1 protein-coding gene and 1 pseudogene are annotated in these 982 nt (G+C 51.7%); one reads left to right on the top strand and one right to left on the bottom strand.

Going from position 1 to position 982, the window contains the following annotated elements:
• The coding region (locus ACVBEF_RS17620; RefSeq protein ID WP_447125231.1) for a hypothetical protein at positions 1-292 on the top strand (292 nt) is incomplete at its 5' end.
• Positions 293-760: 468 nt separating this feature from the next.
• On the opposite strand, the pseudogene ACVBEF_RS17615 reads toward ACVBEF_RS17620, so the two are convergent.
• Positions 761-982, bottom strand: a pseudogene (locus ACVBEF_RS17615) (hypothetical protein); the annotation flags it as partial.

Raw genomic sequence — 982 nt, 5'->3', positions numbered from 1 at the left:
TCTATGCCGAGTACCACGGACAAGCACGAATCGATGGTTGTTTGGGGTTGTTTGGGACGGGTTGTGGTTCTTTTTTAGGCTGTTTGGTTCTGTGGTTTCTGATGCGTTTTGTACTCCGTTGATGCTGGTCGGGGACGGCCCGACAGCCGGTCACTTTCTTTTGCTTCGCCAAAAGAAAGTAACCAAAGAAAAGGCGACCGCAAATGCTGCTGCCCTGCGGGTCCCCAAATTTTCCTACCGCCAGCCGGGTCTGATGACCAACTCGCTACGCTCAAACATGTCATCAGCCTGATCCGTCTGGCGGCAGGAAAATTTGGCAGCATCAAATAACGGGGTAGGTCAAGGTCAAAAGCCGCAGCCTTGTTGATGAGGGGTTTCCTCTTTGAATATGTTACGGAGCGGTTGATGTTGCGGTTGGGATTGAAGTTGTTGAAATGGTTTGTGCTTCGTGGGGACTGTTTCGTTCTGAGGTGTCTGAATCGTTTGCTACTCCGTGGAGGCTCGTCGGGGGCGGCCCGACAGCCGGTCACTTTCTTTTGCTTCGCCAAAAGAAAGTAACCAAAGAAAAGGCGACCGCAAATGCTGCTGCCCTCCGGGTCCCCAAATTTTCCAGCCACCCGTCGGGTCTGAGGACCAACTCGCTGCGCTCAAACATGTCCTCAGACAATTCCCGACGGGCGGCTGAAAAATTTGGCAGCATCATATGACGGGGTAGGTCAACGTCAAAAACAGCAGCCTTTTTGATGAGGGGTTTCCTCACTTAATAAGTGGCGGAGATGTTGACGTTGTAGTTGTTTTTGAAGTGCGGCGCAGCCACGGTTGACGTTGCAGTTGCTTTTGAATTTGCAGGCGCAGCCACCTTTGACTTTGCCGTTGTTTTTGAATTTGCAGGCGCAGCCACCGTTGACGTTGTAGTTGCTTTTGAAGTTGCAGGCGCAGCCACCTTTGACTTTGCCGTTGTTTTTGAATTTGCAGGCGCAGC

This window comes from Glaciimonas sp. GG7 (assembly GCF_052976905.1).
The sequence above is the reverse complement of the archived record's forward strand: the minus strand, read 5'-3'. Positions and strand labels throughout refer to the sequence as shown.